Annotated in this window: 19 protein-coding genes; 9 read left to right on the top strand and 10 right to left on the bottom strand. The window is 62.6% G+C overall.

Translation table 11 applies throughout. The features are described from left to right. Positions 1 to 9: 9 nt before the first annotated feature. Entirely contained in the window at positions 10 to 432 is a 423-nt protein-coding gene (locus HH308_RS24350) for a PaaI family thioesterase (RefSeq protein ID WP_170196856.1), read from the bottom strand. Between the two features lie 60 nt (positions 433 to 492). Continuing rightward, positions 493 to 1,260, bottom strand: a complete 768-nt coding sequence (locus HH308_RS24345) for a helix-turn-helix transcriptional regulator (protein ID WP_170196855.1) — start codon at positions 1,258 to 1,260, stop codon at positions 493 to 495. A gap of 217 nt (positions 1,261 to 1,477) precedes the next feature. On the opposite strand from HH308_RS24345, the gene HH308_RS24340 reads away from it, so the two are divergent. The 5 genes from HH308_RS24340 (at position 1,478) to HH308_RS24320 (ending at position 6,794) form a co-directional block, all read left to right on the top strand. Further along, positions 1,478 to 2,644, top strand: a complete 1,167-nt coding sequence (locus HH308_RS24340) for an LLM class flavin-dependent oxidoreductase (protein ID WP_170196854.1) — start codon at positions 1,478 to 1,480, stop codon at positions 2,642 to 2,644. 5 nt (positions 2,645 to 2,649) lie between these two features. After that, complete coding sequence (locus tag HH308_RS24335) at positions 2,650 to 3,156, top strand: flavin reductase family protein (RefSeq protein ID WP_246284813.1); 507 nt, start codon at positions 2,650 to 2,652, stop codon at positions 3,154 to 3,156. Positions 3,157 to 3,240: 84 nt separating this feature from the next. After that, positions 3,241 to 4,797, top strand: coding sequence for an AMP-binding protein (locus HH308_RS24330; RefSeq protein ID WP_170196853.1), 1,557 nt, complete (start codon positions 3,241 to 3,243; stop codon positions 4,795 to 4,797). A 25-nt stretch (positions 4,798 to 4,822) separates the two neighbouring features. Continuing rightward, positions 4,823 to 5,914 (top strand): helix-turn-helix domain-containing protein, encoded by a 1,092-nt coding sequence (locus HH308_RS30560; RefSeq protein ID WP_312870838.1) that lies wholly within the window; start codon positions 4,823 to 4,825, stop codon positions 5,912 to 5,914. A 94-nt stretch (positions 5,915 to 6,008) separates the two neighbouring features. Continuing rightward, entirely contained in the window at positions 6,009 to 6,794 is a 786-nt protein-coding gene (locus HH308_RS24320; RefSeq protein WP_170196851.1) for an SDR family NAD(P)-dependent oxidoreductase, read from the top strand. Between the two features lie 90 nt (positions 6,795 to 6,884). Here the strand turns inward: HH308_RS24320 and lipP1 are convergent, their stop codons facing one another. The 5 genes from lipP1 to HH308_RS24295 are packed head-to-tail and all read right to left on the bottom strand — an operon-like array spanning position 6,885 to position 13,763. Then, complete coding sequence (gene lipP1 / locus HH308_RS24315) at positions 6,885 to 7,823, bottom strand: LipP1 family hormone-sensitive lipase (protein WP_170196850.1); 939 nt, start codon at positions 7,821 to 7,823, stop codon at positions 6,885 to 6,887. A 39-nt stretch (positions 7,824 to 7,862) separates the two neighbouring features. Then, a complete protein-coding gene (locus tag HH308_RS24310; protein WP_312870837.1) occupies positions 7,863 to 9,476 on the bottom strand; it encodes a flavin-containing monooxygenase in 1,614 nt (537 codons plus the stop codon). Positions 9,477 to 9,534: 58 nt separating this feature from the next. Continuing rightward, positions 9,535 to 11,016, bottom strand: coding sequence for an aldehyde dehydrogenase family protein (locus HH308_RS24305; protein WP_170196849.1), 1,482 nt, complete (start codon positions 11,014 to 11,016; stop codon positions 9,535 to 9,537). Positions 11,017 to 11,068: 52 nt separating this feature from the next. Further along, positions 11,069 to 12,604 (bottom strand): class I adenylate-forming enzyme family protein, encoded by a 1,536-nt coding sequence (locus tag HH308_RS24300; protein ID WP_170196848.1) that lies wholly within the window; start codon positions 12,602 to 12,604, stop codon positions 11,069 to 11,071. Between the two features lie 34 nt (positions 12,605 to 12,638). Beyond that, on the bottom strand, positions 12,639 to 13,763 hold the full coding sequence (locus HH308_RS24295; protein WP_170196847.1) for an NDMA-dependent alcohol dehydrogenase: 1,125 nt from the start codon (positions 13,761 to 13,763) through the stop codon (positions 12,639 to 12,641). Positions 13,764 to 14,050: 287 nt separating this feature from the next. Here HH308_RS24295 and HH308_RS24290 point away from each other — a divergent pair, with 287 nt between their 5' ends. Next, positions 14,051 to 14,818 (top strand): SDR family NAD(P)-dependent oxidoreductase, encoded by a 768-nt coding sequence (locus tag HH308_RS24290; protein WP_170196846.1) that lies wholly within the window; start codon positions 14,051 to 14,053, stop codon positions 14,816 to 14,818. 47 nt (positions 14,819 to 14,865) lie between these two features. After that, complete coding sequence (locus HH308_RS24285; protein ID WP_170196845.1) at positions 14,866 to 15,207, top strand: DUF4286 family protein; 342 nt, start codon at positions 14,866 to 14,868, stop codon at positions 15,205 to 15,207. Here the strand turns inward: HH308_RS24285 and HH308_RS24280 are convergent. Genes HH308_RS24280 through HH308_RS24270 form a run of 3 tightly spaced genes read right to left on the bottom strand, consistent with a single transcriptional unit; the run spans position 15,189 to position 18,429 of the window. Further along, a complete protein-coding gene (locus tag HH308_RS24280) occupies positions 15,189 to 16,583 on the bottom strand; it encodes a phosphotransferase family protein (RefSeq protein WP_312870836.1) in 1,395 nt (464 codons plus the stop codon). The two genes, HH308_RS24285 and HH308_RS24280, sit on opposite strands and share 19 nt — an antisense overlap. Further along, positions 16,574 to 17,758 (bottom strand): acyl-CoA dehydrogenase family protein, encoded by a 1,185-nt coding sequence (locus tag HH308_RS24275; protein WP_312870835.1) that lies wholly within the window; start codon positions 17,756 to 17,758, stop codon positions 16,574 to 16,576. Before HH308_RS24275 ends, HH308_RS24280 begins: the two co-directional genes overlap by 10 nt. A 47-nt stretch (positions 17,759 to 17,805) precedes the next feature. Beyond that, positions 17,806 to 18,429, bottom strand: a complete 624-nt coding sequence (locus HH308_RS24270; protein ID WP_170196844.1) for a TetR/AcrR family transcriptional regulator — start codon at positions 18,427 to 18,429, stop codon at positions 17,806 to 17,808. 87 nt (positions 18,430 to 18,516) lie between these two features. On the opposite strand from HH308_RS24270, the gene HH308_RS24265 reads away from it, so the two are divergent. Next, positions 18,517 to 19,080 carry a VOC family protein gene (locus HH308_RS24265; RefSeq protein ID WP_170196843.1) on the top strand — a complete coding sequence of 188 codons (564 nt, stop codon included), beginning with the start codon at positions 18,517 to 18,519 and terminating at the stop codon, positions 19,078 to 19,080. 14 nt (positions 19,081 to 19,094) lie between these two features. Then, the gene (locus HH308_RS24260; RefSeq protein ID WP_170196842.1) at positions 19,095 to 19,733 is read left to right on the top strand and encodes a carboxymuconolactone decarboxylase family protein; all 639 of its coding nucleotides are present in this window, start codon (positions 19,095 to 19,097) and stop codon (positions 19,731 to 19,733) included. Positions 19,734 to 19,740 lie beyond the last annotated feature (7 nt).

Below are 19,740 nucleotides of genomic sequence, written 5' to 3'. Positions count from 1 at the left end.
GTACGACTCCTACTGGTTCAGCAGCAGCAGAGTCGACGTCGCGCTCGCGACCAGGCGCCCGGTGCCGTCGTGCACCTGCGCGCGGACCGTCCCGGTCGTCCGGCCCGCGTGCTCCACTTCCGCGCGCACCGACACCGTTCCGGTTCCGGGTTTGATTCCGCGGATGTAGCGGCACGACAGATCCAGCGTCACGAAACGCTGACCGGGCTCGGTCACCGTACGCAGCGCCGACCCCAGCGCGGAGTCGATGACCGCGGCGATCACGCCGCCCTGCACATTCCCGCTGAGGTTGCCGTGTAGCTCGCTCTGCGGCTCCATCTCGACGACGGCCCATCCCGGGCCGGCATCGGCGAGATAATACTGCAGTGTCTTCGCGGCCCCGCTGGCCGATTGCTCACTCGTCATCAGCGCACGCACTTCGTCCAGGCTCACGGGGTAGACGCTACCGCGACGTGAGCACTCGCCAAGCGGGAGACGACCGGATAGCAGAATCTATTGCGTCGTGAACGAAATCTTCTCCTGGAACACCAGCTTCACGAGTTCGGTCCGATTTCGAACTCCGGTGGCGGCGAAGATTCGGGTGACGTATTTCTTGACCGTGTCCGTCGTGATCGAGAGGATGATCGCGATCTCTTCGGTGGTGTGGCCGTCGCAGATCAATTCGGTGAGTTCTTGCTGGCGCGCGGTGAGGCTATCGCGCCAGGGCCGCACCGGAGGACCGGGAAGTGTGCGTGCCAGTTCGGAGATGCCGTTCGATACGCGGGTCAGACCGGCGAGCTTGTGCGGCGACATATCGTGGCCGGCGGAATCGAAGAGCCCGACGACCGCGTGCGCGTCGTTGGCGAGCGTGAAGTGCAAAGCGGTTGCACTGTGGAAGTCCTTGCGAAACAAGAAGCGGTCCACATAGTCGACGGCTTGCGCCGGCGGTTGGCGAAGCTGCGTGTAACTGATCGCGGAATGTCTGCGGAGCGCGGCGAAAGCCTGCGGTGTGGCGAAGATGTCGGAGTGATGCCAACGGTCGTGGTACTCGTCGATAACCGTGGTCACCCGCCCGGTCGTCACGGTGTCCGGGTCGGTGAAGGCGGTCCGGAAGGTATGTCCGACAAGGAATGTCGTGTTGGGACAGTGGTAGTGCTCGTGCAGAACCGTCATCAGAGTCGACTTGAGATCGGGCAGTGAGCGCGCAGCCCGGCATGCATCGATCACGGCCTCCGCTCGGTCGATCTCGACGGTGGGCACGGGCCCGGTCTGGTCTGGCATCCGCACCTCCTGGGCGACTCGCGCTCTCATCGAACACGACTGACGAAGTCTTCGGCAAGGGCTACTCGGTGGCCACGGTCAATCGTCCACCTTTGTGGACTGTAGTCCCCGTCACACCGACGATACGCTCGGCACTACGCGATTCAGCGAAGTTCTGACCGACCATCACCCCGCCCGTGCTGCCCCTGAGGCAGCCTCGACTATCCAGGAGAAGACGATGAGCAGGCTACGTTTCGGATACTTCAACGCCCCGTACCATCTGCCCGGAACGAACCCCTCGCTGGCGTTGAACCGAGACCTCGACCTCGTGGATGCCCTTGACCGGATGGGGTACGACGAGGCATGGTTCGGCGAGCACCACTCGGCGGGATTCGAGATCATCGCCTCGCCGGAGATGATGATCGCGGCGTCGGCTCAGCGAACCCGGCAGATCCGATATGGGACGGGTGTCGTGTCGCTGGCCTATCACAATCCGCTGTGGGTCGCCGATCGCATCATGATGCTCGACCAGTTGACTCGGGGACGTGCGATCTTCGGAATGGGGCCCGGGTCGTTGCCCACCGACTCGCAGATGATCGGATTGAATCCGACACAGTGCCGCGAGCTGCTCGAGGTCAACTTGGATATCGTGGCTCGGTTGCTGCGTGGCGAGACCGTCTCGGCAAAGACGCAGACTCATGAATTGATCGATGCGAAGCTGCAGCTTGGGGCCTATTCCACCGAAGGAATCCAATTGGCGGTCGCCGCGGTGGCGTCACCGACCGGCCCGCGGCTGGCGGGCATGCACGGCATCGGACTGCTCTCGCTCGGCGCGACGCTGACCGCGGACGGATTCGACGCACTGGCCCACCATTGGAATGTCGTAGAGGAGCGGGCAGCAGCGACCGGGCATGTCGCCGATCGGTCGAACTGGTGGCTGACCGGGCCGTTCCACATCGCCGAGACCCGCGAGGAAGCCTACCGCCAGGTCGCCTTCGGCATCGAAGCCTGGTTCGACTACTTCAAGCACGTCGCTGCATTCCCTCAGTTCTCCTTGTCGGGTGAACACATCAACGAGATGATCGACTTCATCAACGACAGTGGCGTCGGAGTGATCGGTACGCCAGAGCAGGCCCGCAACCAGGTGCAGCGGCTATGGGACCAGTCGGGTGGGTTCGGTTGCATGCTGCTTATGGGCCATGATTGGGCTAATCCGCAAGACACCCTGAGGTCATGTGAGCTCTTCGCTCAGGAAGTGTTCCCGCATTTTCAGCAGCAGGCCGCCAAGCCGCTCGAGGCCGCCGCACTCGCGCGTTCGTTGCGCGAAGAATATGCGGCTCGGCAGATGGCAGCCGTCGAACACATGACCAAGAAGTACGAGTCGGAACTCGCAGCGAAGAGCTGAGCGGAATGGCGCACATCTCTGGCAGTACCTCGGACACTCTCGCCGGGGAGTTTCGGAATGCGATGGCGCACGTTTGCTCGCCGGTCGTTGTCGTCACCGCGTTCGACGGCGACCGGCCCCATGGCACCACCGTGAGCGCGTTCATGTCGCTTTCGATGACTCCGCCGATGGTCGCCGTCGCGTTGGACCAGAAGTCCGATCTGCTCACGATTCTGGACGAGGGCAAGCGAATCGGAATCAACGTTCTCGCGGCTGATCAGCCCGACCTGGCTTCGCAGTTCGCGAAGAAGGGGCTGAACAAGTTCGACCAGGTCGACTGGGATGCGGAACGTGGGCTGCCACGAATTTCAGGTTCTTCGATCTGGATCGAGTGTTCCCTGGCGCAAGTGGTCGCCGGAGGTGACCATTCTATTCTGCTCGGTTCGGTAGAGCAGGTGGGCCACACGGTGAGTGAGCCGTTGACCTACCACGCGAGAGCCTTTGGTACGCATCGGTCATTGCCGCCGATCTGATCGTGCCCGCGCCCATTCGCGGATGTCCGCCGAATCGTGTTCCTCTTCAGTACCTTCGACTACCACAAGAATAGAAGCAGGTAAATGGTTATCTCAGTTCCTGCCGACGTCGCGGACATCGTCGACCGCGAGTTGAGCATTTTCGGAGCACCGGACGCGAACGCGGCCTATCTCCTGGTTGATCGACATGACCCGCATGCGATCGCGTTCACGCAGGTGGACGTCGAGGATTCGGTACTGCGTCCGGTTGATGTGACGTATGGAGAACTCGCCGACAAATCGCGGCGGCTTGCGACGGCGCTCGCCGCGCGGGGCGTCGGCGAGGGTGACCGGGTCGGTGTACTGATGGGAAAGCGCGTCGAATTGGCCGTTTCCTTTCTCGCGCTCATGCGGTTGGGTGCCGTCTACATTCCGCTCTTCACCGCATTTGCCGAGCCGGCGATTGAAATGAGGCTGACCAGCGCAGCAGCTCGACTGGTGTTGACCGAGTCGAGTCAAGCCGCGAAGGTGGCAGGTATCGAGGGCATCGAAGTCATCGTCGTCGAGAACGAGTTCGATGCATTGATCTCGGACAACGACCCGACCGACAGAGAAGTAGCGGTCGGTGGTGACGGAATGATCATCCTCATTTTCACTAGTGGAACCACCGGGCCGCCAAAAGGGGTGCCGGTGCCGCTACGGGCGGTCGCGTCGATTGTCTGCTATCTGGATTTCGGGCTGGATGTCCAAGCCGGCGATGTGTTCTGGAACGCCGCGGACCCCGGATGGGCGTATGGACTGTACTACGGAATCGTCGGTGTTCTGGCGCGTGGATACCGAAACATCCTTCTTCATTCAGGATTCAATGCGGAGGTCACGGCTCGCCTTCTCGCCGACCTCGCCGTGACCAATTTCGCCGCGGCGCCGACGGTGTACCGCAGTCTCAAGTCGGATTCGGCATTCGGCGGTTATCAGTTACGCCGTGCATCGTCGGCCGGCGAGCCGCTGACCCCCGATGTGATCGAGTGGGCTCCACCGGCGCTGGGCAGCCAGGTGCGGGATCACTACGGGCAGACCGAGCAAGGCATGTTCGTCAACAATCACTGGCGTGACGGATTGCGCCAGGAAATACTTCCCGGATCGATGGGCATCGCCATGCCCGGCTTCACGACCGCGATCATCGATGATCAGATCGCCGTCGACACCACCGCAAGTCCGCTCATGTGGTTTCTTGGCTATCTCGACGCCGCTGACAAGACTGCGTCTCGCTATACGGCTGACGGCCGCTGGTATCTGACCGGTGACACGGCTCGGGTAGATGACGAGGGACACTACTTCTTCACCGCACGAGACGACGACATCATTCTGATGGCGGGCTATCGGATCGGACCGTTCGACGTCGAGAGCGTGTTGATCACCCATCCGTCGGTCGTCGATGTCGCGGTGGTCGGACGCCGGGATGAGCTCCGCGGCGAAGTGGTCGAAGCATTCGTCGTCTTGGACGACGCGACGGACCCGAGCGATGCACTCGAAGCAGAACTGCAGGATCTGGTGAAGACCGGCTTCGCGGCACATGCCTATCCGAGGCGCGTGCACTTCGTCGATGCTCTTCCGAAGACCCCCAGCGGGAAGATTCAACGTTTCCTGCTTCGGCGAGGTTAGCGACGGTGGTCCAGTAGCGAGGTGCGTGGCGATCGAACACAATCGGGCAGTCCAAATGAACGATAAGCGAAACGCGGTAAGTCACGGTTCCATCGTCGAGAATGCCTGGCGCCGCTCGCGGCGCTCCGGTATCAGTGAAGCCGTCGAGCCCGGTGCCATCGCATTGACGGCAATCAACGAGGATTCTCGGCTGCAGCGTACGGCCGATAGGATTCTTCACGATGTAGTCGAAGACCTAGATGGAGAATCTCTGGGTGTGATGATCACCGATACACATGGCGTCATCCTCCAGGCCGTGGCGGGGAATTACAGCTTTGCGGACGCGCTGCGTCATGCACGTGCAGAGCCCGGCATGACCTTTGCGGAGGACGTGCTGGGCGCAAATGCAGTCGGCACCGTGATCGAATCGGGTCTTGGAGTCCACTTCAGCGGTCAGGAACATTTCAACGAATCCATGCGAGAGTTTGCATGCATGGCGATTCCGATCCATGAACAGCACTGTCATCGTGCGCTCGGCGTCGTCAACATGTGCGCTCATGTTTCTGATGAACAGCGACTCAGCGCGCCGTTCATCCGGTCCATCCTACGGCAAGTGCTCCAAGGATACGCTGATATTGTAGACGGCGATCGAAAGCGTCTGTTTAGCAGATATGAGACGGCCTGTGAGCGATATGGGTCTGTCGTTGCGGTATCCGCGGACTCATTGTTTGTCAGCAATGAGGCCATGAGAACGCTGACCGCAGACGATATCCGCTGCCTTCAAGACTGGGTTGACCTGCCCGATACCCGTGGCGATGATTGTCAGAATATTCTTGCGCGTGGGATTCGAATTGTCGATATGCCCGGCGACGCCGCGAGATTCGGGGCGCTGTTCTGGGTTCCGCAACGAAGGCCGCCCGTAGTCGATGAGATGGAAACGAAGGCGCTCATCTCTTCCGCGCGAAACCGGCAGCGGATCGACGTGATAGAACGAGATGCCGTGGTTCAGGCGTTGCGAGTCAACAATGGAAACAAGATGATGGCTGCTCGCTGGCTGGGGGTCAGCCGGCGAACCATCTACAACAAAATATCCCGCTTTCGAATATCGACGCTGGAGTACTCCGGCGAACTCGACTGATCCGGTGCACTTTCTGCACACCTGCTTGCGGACAAAATGTTTCACACTCGACTGGGTATGCGGGTTCCGTGTATCAGTCGAAGGGAGAACATCCATGTCACGAATGCGGGATAGGGTTGCTATCGTCACCGGCGCCGGCGGGCTCATCGGTGCAACGACGGCAGCGCGAATAGTCGAAGAGGGTGGTGCCGTACTACTCGTCGACAGCGATGAAGAGCGCTTGCGCGACGTAGCGGCCGGACTGCAGACTGATTCGGCCGATTATGTCGCGGCGGACGTCACCGATAGCGCCGCAGTCTCGGAGTACACGAACCGTGCCGTAGAGAAATTCGGTGGGCTTGACGCCGTGGTTCTGAATGCGGGGATATTCGGCGACGGTTCGATGATCGACGCCTACGACGAGACGGTCTTCGATCGGGTTCTCGAGGTGAATATGAAGGGTACGTGGCACGGCATCCGCGCAGCCGTGCCTCACCTTCGATCCCGGGGCCGGGGCAGCATCGTGATTACTTCGTCCACACAGGGAATCAGCGCGTACTTCGCCTCCGCGGCGTATACAACGAGCAAGCACGCGGTGCTGGGAATGGCGCGTAGCGCAGCGATGGATCTCGCCGCCGACAAGATCCGGGTCAACGCGGTTCATCCCGGCATCACCGATACCGCGATGATGGCGTACTTCCACGAACTCGGCAATCCGGATGATCCGGCATCGGTCCAGACGGCGTGGGAGGCGAACATTCCGATGAAGCGGTATGCGGATCCACGGGAGATTGCCAATGTCATGCTGTTTCTCGTCAGTGACGAATCGTCGTATTGCACCGGCAGTAGCTTTGTCGTCGACGGCGGGCTCAGTGCGTTCCATGGAGGCCCGATGGCCTGACGGGTCGACCCGAGCGATCGAACAGTGGGCGCCCGTCTCCGCGGAGACGGGCGCCCACTGCCCGTGGCCGGGCGTTTGCCGGGGACAGACTCAGTTGATCGCTGACCGAAGGAATTCTGCAGCGTCGTCGAGAATCGATGCGCCGCTCGGGGTGGCGCCCAGAGTCCAGAAGAAGCCATGAAGCAGACCGTCATACTGGATTAGCTCGGTATGCGTTCCGGCCTCGCCGAGTCGCTTCGCGTAGCGCTCCCCGTCGTTGCGGAGTGGGTCATACTCGGCGACTGCGATGAAGGCGGGCGCAGAGCCCGACAGATCCTCGGCGCTACCGGGACAGGCGCGAGGATCGGTGGGGGGCTCCCCCTGGTTGCCGAAATAGTGGGCGTAGAACCACTGCATGCTGGCCCGCTGAAGCAGGTAACCTTCAGCGTTTTCGCGATACGAGTCGGTGTTGAAATCGAACTCCACGCAGGGATAGAACAGCAGCTGTGCGGTGATGTTCGGCGTGTCCGGCCCGCGAACGGCTAGGGCGACCGCCGCGGCGAGGTTGCCGCCCGCGCTGTCTCCGGCAACCGCGATGGCACCGGCGTCGACGTTGAGGTAGTCCGCGTTGGTACTGACCCATTGCAACGCGGCCAAGCTGTCGTCGAAGGCAGCTGGAAACGGGTGCTCAGGAGCGAGCCGGTAGTCGACGGAAACGATGACCGAGCCGAGCGCATTGGCGAGTCGACGCATGGGGTTGTCGACGATGTCAAGCGTGCCGATCACCCACCCGCCGCCGTGGTAATAGACAACGGCGGGTAGGGGCTCCGGACCTGCTCCGGCCGGCCGGTAGATGCGGACCGGGACGTCACCGGCCGGACCGGGAGCTGATGTGTCGGTGACCGAAGACACCTCCTCGGTGGGACCCTGCAGATCTTTGAAAGCGTTCGCGACTTCGCGTGCCTGGGGCACGGTCATGCATTCGAAGGGCGGGACTCCGCCGGCGGCGAGGCCGTCGAGTAATGCTCGAGCGTCTGGATGAATAGCCATGGGTGATCTCTCGGTTGGTTGGAATGACTGACGAGGGGATTACGCGTTCGCCGGGGACGGCACTGAGATCTCGAATCCGTCGTAGCCGTTCTCGGCGATCTCGGCGGCAATTCTCTGGTACTCGCCGAATCCCCCGGGGTAGGGAATGAACACCTTCGGTTTGCCTTCGATATTCGATCCGCTGTACCACGAGGCATATTTTCCGAAGAGAGTCGCGTTTGCGATCTCGTTGATACCGTCGCCCCACGCCTGCTCGGATTCAACAGTGGGTTCGATGGACGCGCCTGAAGCTCGCAACGTCTCGATGAGATCGCCTATCCATTCAACATTCTGTTCGATAGTTACCGGCATATTGCCGAGGACCGACGGGCTCCCCGGTCCGGTAACCATGAACAGGTTCGGGAAGCCCCTGGTCATCAGACCCAAGTTTGTCTGCGGCCCGTCCGCCCATTTGTCATTCAGTTTCAGACCATCGCGACCGGTGATGTTCAGCCGGGTGAGCGGCCCCGTCATCGCATCGAATCCGGTGGCGAACACCAGCACATCGAGTTCGATCAACCGCGACGCGGTGCGAATGCCTTCGGGCACGATCTCCACGATCGGTTCATTCCGCAGCGACACCAGATCAACGTTGCCGCGGTTGAATGCGGGGTAGAACTCTTCGGCGTAGAGCGGCAGCCTCTTGGTGCCGAATGGATAGTCCGGGGTCAGCCGGGCTGCGAGTTGAGGATCGTCGACCAGCTCGGCGATTTTCTCGCGCACGAATGACGCCATGGTTTCGTTCGCTGCTTCGTCGACGATCAGGTCGCCGTAGCTGCCGAACAGGAAGTCGAAACCTCCGCGGTCCCAGTCTGCCTGGTAGCGCGCAGTGCGTTCCACAGGCGATGCGGCAAGGGCCGACTGTTCCGACGGCCAGTAGGGGTGGCCGAACGGGGATGACTTGCAGGTGTCCCGAATCGTGCGGATATCGCGCTTGAGTTCGGCGCGTTCGGCGTCGGAGAGCAGGCGATTGCGAGCGGGGGCCGCCCACTGCGGGGTCCGTTGGAAGACCGTGAGGTGCTTGGACATCTCAGCCAGCTTCGGCGTGGCCTGAATACCGGTGGAGCCGGTGCCAATGATTCCGACGCGAGCGTCGGCCAAGTCGAGGGGCTCAGCCGGCCATTGCGAGGTGTGCAACACCAACCCGGCGAACGAATCGCGGCCCGGGATATCCGGAGCCTGTGCTGCCGAGAGGCAACCGACGGCAGTCACCACATAGTCCGCGGTCAGAGCATCACCGGCATCGGTGGTGAGCGTCCAGTCGCGGGCGGCATCGTCATAGCTGATCGAGTCGATCGAGGTGTCGAAGTCGAAGTCGACGCGCAGGTCGAGCTTGTCGGCGACGAACTGCAGGTACGCCAGAATCTCAGGCTGCTGTGGAAACACGCACGACCAGTCCCATTCCTGCTCGATCTCCTCGTTGAACGAATACTGATAGACCCAGCTCTGCGAGTCCGAACTGGCCCCGGGGTACTTGTTCCAATACCAGGTGCCACCGACGTCGCTGCCGCGTTCGATGCCGCGCACAGCCAATCCCTGTTCGCGCAGTTTGTGAACCATGTAGAGGCCTGAGAAGCCGGCGCCTATGACGACGGCGTCGTATCGAGTTGTCACGATTACTTTCCTTTGGGATCGGCGGGAAGCTGTAGAGGATGGGCCGGGGAATGGTCGGTCACGAGAACATCAGGCCCCAGGCGGCGCGGGCCTCGCGGCCTGAGTAGTCGATGCAGATCGACTTCTCATTTGTGAATTCCTCGATCGCGTGTGGCCCCATCTCTCGTCCGAAGCCACTCTGTTTGACGCCGCCGAACGGCAGCGGGCCCGGCAGGTTATGCCAGTCATTGATCCACACGGTGCCCGCTTGCAGACGGTTCGCGATCTCGGTTGCGCGTGCGTAGTCGGTGGTCCACACCCCAGCCGAGAGCCCGTACTCGCTGGCGTTCGCGGCTGCGATCACCGCGTCGACGTCATCGAACTCGATTACCGAAACGACCGGTCCGAAGATCTCGTCGGTGGCGATCGACATGTCTGCGGTGACGTCGGTGAACACCGTCGGGGCCACCCACTGGCCGTCGGGGTGGAGGGAATCCGGCAGTGGAGCCTGGAATGCCACCGTGGCACCTGCAGCGATGGCGCCGGCGACGAAGCCGGTCACCCGGTCGTATTGCGAGCAGTTCATCAGCGGTCCGATGTCGGTACCGGGGTCGGTTGGATCACCGACGGTGAGCCCTTCGGCGCGGGCGACGAGGCGCTTGACGAAGTCACCGTAGATGTCCTTATGCACATAAAGTCGGGTGCCCGACTCGCACGCCTGCCCGGCGTGTACGAGGAAGGCCCACAGTGAACCGTCCACGGCGAGATCGAGATCGGCGTCGGCCAACACGATGTTGGCGCCCTTGCCGCCCAGTTCGAGTGTTACCTGCTTGACGTTGTCTGCGGCGTTGCGCATGACGGTGCGACCGGTAGCAGTCGATCCGGTGAAGGACACCTTGCGAACGCGGGGATGGGCGGTCAGGTATCCCCCGACCTCGGGTCCGTCGCCGGTGATGATGTTGAAGACCCCGTCCGGTAGGCCCGATTCCCGTAACAATTCTGCGAGTATCAACCCGGTAGCAGGGGTCTTCTCGTCCACCTTGAGGACGATGCTGTTGCCCGCCGCTATCGCCGGAATCGACTTCCACACGGCGAGGAGCAATGGAAAGTTCCACGGCACGATGCCGGCGACGACGCCGATCGGCTCACGGCGGATCATGCCGACGACGGTCCCGGCAACCATCGTGGGATGGTCTTGAACGTACTTGCGAGCGAGGTCGGCGTAGTACCGCATGTGCGCGACCGGGAATCCGACCGAGAGACCTTGAGCCAAGCGCACCGGAGTGCCGTTCTCGCGTGCGGACAGCATGCTGATTTCTTCCCCGCGTGCTTCGAGGGCTGCGGCAGCCCGTTCGATGACTGCGGCCCGTTCGTGCATCGGGGTGTCGCGCCAGCCGCTGTTTTCAAATGCGGCCTCGGCCGCCGCGACTGCGGCGTCGACTTCGGCGGGCGAGCCCTTGGCGACGGTGGCGATGACTTCGCCGGTCCCCGGGCTGATCACATCGTATGTCTCGCCGGTGTCGACCTTTTTGCCGCCGATGAGAAGGGAGTAGTGAATCATGAAGTCAACTCCTCGTTGATTGAGTCGGATTGTGATTGCATTTGCGGGCAGTTCACGAGCCGGAAGATGCAGAGATGTCGGCGAGAAGCTTCTTCTTGTCGACTTTTCCGTAATTGGTCAGCGGCAGTCGGGCTACCCGGACGTACTTCTTGGGCCGCTTGTATTTCGATAGGTGCAGCCGGCAGAAGTCGTCTACCTCGTTTTCGGAGAAGGGCGAAGCCGAACTCGCCACGACGACCGCGCACACCTTTTCGCCCCAGTCTGAGTCGGGCAGCCCGATCACCGCGACTTCGGCCACACCGGGTGCGTCAACCAGGACTTGCTCCACTTCGGACGTGTAGACATTCATTCCGCCGGTGATGACCATGTCTTTCAACCGGTCGACGATGTACAGGTAGTGATCGGCGTCGAGATATCCGACGTCGCCGGTGTGCAGCCAGCCTTCACGCAGGGTCGTTGCGGTTATATCCGGTAGTCCGAGGTAACCCGACATGGTGAAGCCGGAGCGCACCACCACCTCGCCGACCGCTCCGGGCGGTTGAGTCTCGCCGGTGGGAGGATCGACGATTCGAATTTCAACCGTGCTGCACGCGCGGCCGCAACTCCCCGATCGACCCGCGGCCGTGCGATGATCGCCTTTACTCAACCGAGTGAGGAAATTGGGCACTTCCGATTGCCCGTAGAGTTGTACGAACACCTCACCGAACCGGTCGATTCCCTCGCTGAGCCTCGACGGCGACATCGGGGCGGCTCCGTAGAGAATTGTGCGAATCGACGAGACATCGGACTCGGTGGCTCGAAGCGTGTCCAGCAGCCGGTAGAGCATCGTCGGCACTAGAAACAGATAACTGATCGAGTCGCGTTCGATGAGCTCGAGGACCTCGCCTGGCTCGAACCGCTTCCGCAGGTGGACGACACCGCCGGCGAGCAGCATTGTCTGAAGCAGAAAACCCGCACTGTGCGGCAAGGGCGAAGTAAGCAGCAGCCGATCAGTTTGGTCGAGACCCGTTTCGATCCGGTGCACGAGCAGATTGGTTGTCAGGCTGCGCTGGGAGTGAACCACTCCTTTGGAGCGTCCGGTCGTTCCGCCGGTGTACAGAATCAGTCCGGGGCAGTCCTCGTCGATGACACGCGCGTCGAGCTCAGCGAGAGTCATCGGCGGCGTGGCCGTTACCGCCGACCACGGTGTAGTGCCCCGGTGCATCTCGTGCGTGCAGACGATGTGGAGGATCTGATGTCCGTCCGTGCGACCGACGAGGAATGCTGCGCGTCGGTCGTCGGCAACACATGCGGCAGGCTGGGCGTCATCGACGATGAAGGCGATGTCATCGTCGGAGAGCAGATCGTTCAGCGGAACCTTGACCGCTCCGAGGAGATTGACGGCGATGTCGGTGACGATGTACTCGATCGAGTTCGGCACCATGATCGCAACGGGCGAGCCCGCAGTGACCCCGATCGAGACGAACCATGACGCGACTCGGCGCGCAGAATCCAGCAACTGCGCGTAGGTCGTCGTCTGCTCCGGGGTGACGATCGCCGGCTGGTCTCCGGGCAGGCTCGCTAATCCGCGGCCGAGGAGGCTGCGCATGGTCAGATCCATCTTCATCGTCGATGGCAGGCGTTCAGAAGACGACGATGCCGCGGAGGTTCTTGCCCGCTTCCATGTCGTCGTAGCCCTGCTGGACCTCGTCGAGGGTGTATCGGTGCGTGATGAGCTCTTCGAGCTTCAGTTGCCCGTGGCGGAACAGATCGACTTGACGTGGAATCGCGTAGTTCGGGCTGGCACCGCCGAACAATGAGCCCTGGATCCGCTTCTGGAACAGCGTCAATTCGGCCAGCGACACGGGAATTCCATCGGTGTCCGCGAATGACGCGACCCCGGTGACCACGACGGTTCCGGCTTTACGAATCGCGTTGAAGGCAGCTGCCACATGCTCGCCTTTCACCACGCCGATGGTGATCACTGCCTTGTCTGCGCCTTGCCCGTTGGTCAGTGACGCCGCGATCTCGGCTGCCGCCTCGATCGACTCTGCCGTGTGCGTCGCACCGATCTTCTTGGCCTCGTCAAGTTTGAACGGCACGGGATCGACGGCGATGATATTGGTCGCACCGGCCGAAACGGCACCCTGGACGGCGTTGATGCCGACCCCGCCGATCCCGGCGATGATCACAGTCTCGCCGATCTCGATCTCGGCGGAGTTGACTGCGGAGCCCCAACCGGTGCCGACGCCACAGCCGAGGAGACACAGCACGTCAAGAGGTAGTTCCTTGTCCACCTTCACGCATGACCCGACCGATACGACGGTGTGTTCGGCGAAGGTGCCGAGTCCGGCGATCTGGCCGCAGCGGGTGCCGTCTGGCATCGAGAAGCGATATCGCTCGACGTCTTCCAAGGTGGAACCGTGCAGCATGAGCGCGCCGAGGTGGCAGAGGTTCTGCATACCTCGGGCGCAGAATTCGCACTTCCCGCACGCGGTGATGAACGAGAAGATGACGTGGTCACCGACCTCGAGATCCGACTGCGTATCGGGTCCGATTTCTTCGATGATGCCGGAACCTTCGTGACCGCACAGCATCGGGATGGTGCCGACCTCCATGTCCCCGGTTGTGTAGTGCAGATCGGAGTGGCACAAACCCGAGGCCACCATCTTGACGAGTACCTCGCCCTGCTGGGGCGGCGCGAGTTCGAGTTCGGCAACGTGAAGTCTGCCGGGAACTTCGGTGATGATCGCTCCGCGAGTCTTCATTTGAATGTCCTCCATGACGGTTCGGCCGGACGATTTCTGAGTCTCGGCCACGGATAGCTCTTTCCGAGTCGAAAGTAGCCAGGGCCATCGGACGGGTGCTGTGCAACTTTTGCACGCTGATCAGCATCGGGTCTGCGGCGTCGACGCCCAGGTTCGATGTGAAAAATGTGCACAACGTCGACGGCCGCCGGGCAGGCAACGTGGTCAGCGATGCGTTTTGATTCAGAGGCCTCCGGAAGGCCCGGCGCAGTGAGAGCCCCGGCCGGGGCATGAACAGGAGGCCCCGAATGGCAAGACTCGATGGCAAGGTGGCGCTGATTTCCGGTGCCGGTGCCGGTATCGGACGGGCAAGCGCGATTCGCCTCGCCGCTGACGGTGCCGCGGTTGTAGCGACCGACCTCGACGGCGAACGCGCCGCGTCGACCGCACAAGCGGTGACCGACGCCGGCGGGCGCGCACTGGCGCTACCTCTCGACGTCTCCGACGAACAACAATGGGTTGACGTCGTGGCTCGAACCGTGGAGCAGTTCGGCGGCATCGACGTACTTTTCAACAGTGCCGGCATATATGTCATCTCGGCGCTGGAGGAAACGAGTGTCGAACTGTGGAACCGCATGATGTCGATCAACGTGACCGGCACATTCCTCGGAATGAAGCATTCCGTCGCTCACCTCGTGGAGCGCGGGGGAGGCTCGATCATCAACATGTCGTCGGCCGCGGGATTGATCGGGCTGGCCGGTCATACCGCCTATGGCGCTACCAAAGGCGCGGTACGGCTCATGACCAAGGACGTCGCCGCTGAGTACGCCGCGCACAACGTGCGCGTGAATTCCGTTCATCCGACGTATGTGAAGACCGCGATGGCCGACTACGGGGCCGAGGTCGCGGGTGCGTCGCTGGACGATCTCGGCAACAAGATGATCCCGCTGGGCCGCCTCGCAGAAGCAGAGGAAGTCGCCAACTGCGTCGCATTTCTTGCTTCCGACGAGTCTTCGTATATGACCGCCGGGGAGTTCGTTCTCGACGGCGGGGCGATAGGAATACTCGCGCTCTGATCTCGAATCGACTCGCTCAACGAACGCCCAGAACGATAGGAGACTTCATGGCCAAGGCACTTCTCGCCGGGTACGTCAACCCGGCCGATGTGGAACAGGAAGCAGAGTTCAACCGCTGGTACGACCAGACACACATCCCCCAGGTACTGGAGCGGATAGCCGGCGTTGTCGGAGCTCGCCGGTACCGGCTGGCGGCGGTGCAGGTAGTCGATGCCGACGCTCTACCGGCGCACAGATATCTCAGTCTCTACGAGCTCGACACCGAGGACCTGCCGGCGACCGCGAATCGACTGTTGACTGCGATGGGTGATGGCACCCTGGACATGACCGACGCCCTGGACACATCGTCTACGCCGCCGGTACTCCACTTCTATGACGTCGTGCGATAGCGGATCCGGCCCGGGTTGCTGACCCGCAGCCGCAGCAGCACCGTCGACGACACCGCCCGCTGTGTGCCAGCTGCCGACCAATCGAGTTCGCCCGATTGAACCCGTTGGGCCAGTTGATGTTCCGACTCGCATCCGACGCTGTGCAACGCATCGGTCAACGCTGTTGCCGCCGTAGAGCCCGCCAGCACCTCACGTTCGGCGATTCGTAACAGATTCGCCGCGATGCGCAACTGGTACTGCTGTTGTAGGTCGCCGTCGAGAAGCGGTCGGGCGTCGGTGATCGCCTCCGATACGAGGGCGAGGATCTCGGTCAATGTCGGCCCCCGGTAGGGGGATTCGCTCGCGGCCGAGTCGGACTCGGATTCCGGCAGCGGCACGTCGACCAGCATCCCCAGCGATTCCAGCAGGTCGTACTCGAACTCGCAGACCCGGCGCCCGATGGCGGCGAGTTCCAGTGAGTGTTCCTCACCCGAGAGATGGCGTTGGGATTGAAAGATGCTCAGTACCAACCACTTCAGCGTTCCGAAGATCTCCCACCAGCGCAGCTCGTCATCCGATGGTCGCCAGCCGGCTTCGGATTCATAGCCGTCGAGCAACGTTTCGCGAGTTCCGAGTCCGCCGACCGGTTGCCCGCCACCGAACCGCCACGCTGGTACGCACAGCCAACCCAGGTCCTCGACCGGATTGCCCAGATGCGACAGTTCCCAGTCGAGAACGGCCTGCACTCCGTCGGCGTCGACGATCAGGTTCCCGACGCGGAAGTCGCCGTGTACCAACGTCATCGGCCGGGCGGGCACCGGGGTCGCACGCAGCCAACGCAAGCCCAGTTCGACGGTGGGATTGGGCAGGCCCAGGTTTCGGAACGTCGATTCGAGTGCCTCCAGCGCCGGAGTGTCGTCGAGAATCTCCATGCCCGCCAACGGAGTTCGATGCACTCTGGCCAATATGCGGCCGAACTCTGCGGCCAGATTCGGCCGTACCGCTGCCAGCGCGGGACCGTGTTGTAGCTTGCGCGGCAACGTTTCTCCGCTGACGTGCTCGACGATGAGGAAGGGCGCGTCGATGCCGGGGGAGTCGTCGCCGGAACACCACACCCGCGGCACCCGGACACCGGATTCCGATACAGCGCGCAAGCAGACCGCCTCGGCATGCATGCGCGCCGGGTCCCCGCGGCCTGGCGGATCGCGCCGCAACACCGCACGACCGACGGTACCGTCGGCGTCGAGCAGGTCGATGAGGTAGGTTTCCCGGCTCGCGCCCGCTGTCAGTCGTCGCGTGCCGGTGACGGTGACCCGAATGCCCGCCGACGCCAGCACATCCTGCACGCCGCGGTCGAGATCAGTTGACGCAGAGGCGCTTTCCCCGGTCACTGCCACGGCACCGCCGTCGGATCCTTCAGTATGCGCCGCGCTACGGACATCCGATGGACCTCGTCGGGGCCGTCGTAGACGCGCGCGTAGCGGGCCTGTCGGTACATCCGCTCGAGTGGCGTGTCAGCGGTGAGTCCGAGTGCGCCGTGCACTTGAATCGCCCGGTCGACGACGTTGTGCAGCATCCGCGCGGACCAGAATTTCACCAGCCCGACGTGGACCCGGAAGTCCTCGCCGGAATCGATCTGCCGGGCGGCGTCGAGCGTCATCAGCCGTGCGGCGTGGATCTCCGCGGCGGACTCGGCGATGTAGCGATGGATTTCGCCCTTCTCGGCAAGCAGCGACCCGTGTGCGAATCGTGTGTTAGCGCGTTCGCACATCAGTTCGAACGCGCGCTGCGCCTGTCCCAGCCAGCGCATGCCGTGGAAGATTCGCCCAGCACCGAGCCGGTCCTGCGCGACGATGAACCCCTTGCCGCGTTCGCCGAGGATGTTCGACGCCGGGACTCGGACATCGGTGAGTCGGATCTCGTAGTGATCGCTCGGATCGTGACCCATCGTCGGGATGGACCGGACGATCTCGAATCCCGGTGTGTCGGTGGGAACGATGAATGCGGTGACGCGGGAATGTCGTGGTGCGTCATCGGATTCGGTCCGGGCGAAGACCGAGCAGTAGGCCGCTTGGGCCGCGCCGGTGGTAAACCACTTGTGTCCGTTGATGATCCAGTCCGCGCCGGCCTGCTCGGCGCGAGTGGCGATCAACGTCGGATCGGAGCCCGCCACTTCGGGTTCGGTCAGGCCGACCGACGGGAAGATGTCACCGGCGACCATCGGCGGGATCCAACGTCGCTGTTGTTCTCGCGTCCCGTGCTTGTAGAACATCAGCGTGTCCTGCATCGACGCCGACCCGACCGCGAGTTGCCCGAACTCCGACCGCCCGATGATCTCGTTGAGATAGACGAAGTCGAGGAATCCGAGGCCCCCGCCGCCGAGTTCGGCGGGATGCCCGAGCGCCCACAGGCCGAGGTCTTTCGCCCGGCGTCGAAGATCGTCCAAAGTTGTTCCGCCGGAATGCTCTTCGGCGATCAGGGTCGGCTCGGCCGGTATCACGTCGTCGTCGATGAAGGCGCGCATGCGGTTGGTGAGTTCGATGAGGTCGGTGGTGGGGTCGAGGGCGCTCACGCGGTGGTGTCCTTTCGAATTTCAGTTGGGCTGGACGGACGCACTCGTCAACGCAGGCCGAGCGCGCCGACGCACATCTGGTCGAGTGTGGTCAGCAGAGCCTCCTTGTCGGCTTCCTCGCCTTGAACCAGCCACAGGTACAAGGTGTGATCGACCATCGCCGACATGGTTCGCGCGGCGAGAATCGGGTCGATGTCGGGGCTGGCCAGACCGTCGCGCTGCCAGCGTCCGATGGCATGCGCGGTACGCGCGGTGAGTTGTTCGCGATGCTCGTGACGAAGCGCGCGGAACTCGGCGTTGAAGGTGGCGACCTGCTCGACGATCGCCATCAATGCTGCATTGCGGTGATACGCCTCGTAGTACGCGTGATTGGCGGCGATGAGCCTCTCCCGTGGCGTGGCACTGAAACTTGGCTCGCCGCTGTGCATTTCGGTGAACAGCTGATTGCTGAGCTCGAAGAAGACATCTTCCTTCGACTCGAAATAGCGATAGAACGTGCCATAGGAGACGCCGGCCGCCTGAGCGATGAGCTCGACCCTGGCGTCGAGAAAGCCGACGTCCTCGAAGACCGTGCGCGCGGCGGCGAGCACCGAGTCGCGAGTCTTGCGGCCCCGGGCCGTGAGTGTCGATGGACCGGCCGCGGGTGCGGTATTGACAGAGCTCTCGGGCACGGACAAACTATCCCCACTACATGACATGACTGTCAAGTCATCTATTGGTACCCGACGACGCGGGTGTTTCACTCGGAAGGACTGGCCATGAGTGCAAACGAGAAGTATCAACTACAAGGAATCAACCACCTCGCGCTCGTCTGTGCGGACATGCAGCGCACCATCGACTTCTACTCCGGCGTGCTCGGCATGCCGCTGATCAAGACGATCGAACTGCCCGGCGACATGGGGCAGCATTTCTTCTTCGACTGCGGCGGCGGCAACTGCATCGCCTTCTTCTGGCTGGCCACCGCGCCCGACGGCGTGCCGGGCGTATCCGCCCCGGCCGGACTGCCCGACGAAGGAGAGCTCAACAGTGCCACCGGCTCGATGAATCACGTCGCATTCTCCGTCCCGCCGGAGAAGTTCGACGAGTACTACGCTCGCTTCAAGGCCGAGGGCGTCAAGGTCAGTCACATCCTCAACCACGACGACAGCAAGTACGGGGTGTCCCGTGAGCCGCACGAAGGCACCTTCGTACGGTCGTTCTACTTCACCGGGCCCGACGGCGAATTGCTCGAATTCGCCTGCTGGACGAAGACATTCACCGAAGCCGACGTCGTGCACGAGCCGCGGACGGCCGCGGATCGCAAAGTGCCGGTGAGCAGCTGAGAGGATCGTCGACGATGCCACGCCTGCGTGAGATCCCCCGCGCCGAAGTCACCGACGAGCGCATCCTGTTCTTCTACGACCGGCTCTTCGGTCCCGACCGCGACCCCGCCGTCGACCACGGCACCGTACACGGGACGCCGGGTAACTGGTGGACCGTATTCGCGGGATCGCCGAACGTCTTTCGGCATGCCGTCGCGGGATTCAAGGTGTACCGCGGCGTCAAACTCGATCCGCTGCTGCGTGAGCTGGGTCAGGCGCGTGCCGGCTACACCCGTGGCAGTCAATTCGTCTACTCGCAACACCGCAAGCAGATGCGTTCGCTCGGCATGCCGGAAGCGAAGATCGAGGCGCTCCCGCACTGGCAGATCAGCGACGAGTTCAGCGAACTGGAACGAGCCGTCCTCGCCTACACCGACGCATTGGTCTACGACGGCGGGCGCGTCCCGGACGCGGTCTTCGATGTCCTCAAGGCCCATCTCCCGGACGAAGAGATCCTCGAATTAACTTATGTGACAGCGCTTTACGACATGCATGCGACGATGAGCCGGGCGCTGCGGTTGGAATACGACGACCGCCCGGAGCCGGTCGAGGAGGTCGAGGAGCCCGACAACGCGCAGGTGCGCGACCTGTCTGCGGATCTGTCGGGGGAGTAGGGGCCGC

This window comes from Gordonia asplenii (assembly GCF_012933505.1).
Classification (GTDB): domain Bacteria; phylum Actinomycetota; class Actinomycetes; order Mycobacteriales; family Mycobacteriaceae; genus Gordonia; species Gordonia asplenii.
This window is presented reverse-complemented; position numbering and strand designations above follow the sequence as displayed.